Origin of the sequence: Pseudomonas brassicacearum subsp. brassicacearum, from assembly GCF_008801605.1 — a bacterium.
Classification (GTDB): domain Bacteria; phylum Pseudomonadota; class Gammaproteobacteria; order Pseudomonadales; family Pseudomonadaceae; genus Aquipseudomonas; species Aquipseudomonas brassicacearum.
Map to the genome: position 1 here is coordinate 1 of NZ_VZPJ01000051.1, position 457 is coordinate 457.

Annotated in this window: 1 pseudogene; it reads right to left on the reverse strand. The window is 29.5% G+C overall.

Annotation, left to right across the window (positions count from 1 at the left end):
* Positions 1 to 457: pseudogene (locus F7R20_RS31500) on the reverse strand (sodium-dependent transporter); the annotation flags it as partial.

Sequence of the window (457 nt, forward strand, 5' to 3'; positions counted from 1 at the left end):
CACCCAAAGACATACTAAAAAATGCAAGCCCTAGTGCATCTAATATAGAATTAACACTTAATTTTGAAAAATCAGGTACAAACAAAAACTCACTTGCCTTGGAAAAACCATCCATACTAAAAGAATATCCAAGCATTAAAATAAGTAATATAAATAAGCTTGGCATCATCCAAACATTAAGCTTTTCTATACCGCTTTTAATACCTTTTGATACTACATAAAAAATCACTATAAACACAAAAGTAAAGCATACAAATTGAGATAAAACATCATTAGAAAGTAAATTTCCAAAAATAGCACCTGCTTCATTTGTATCTTTAGGTAGTTCAAAAAACCCAAAATAAGCATATTTTGCTATCCAACCTATAACAACACTATAAAAAGACACTAAAATAATAGCACCAAGCATAAAAAATCCCGCAAGTGACCCTGCTTTTTTATTTTTTGGTGCTAAAGT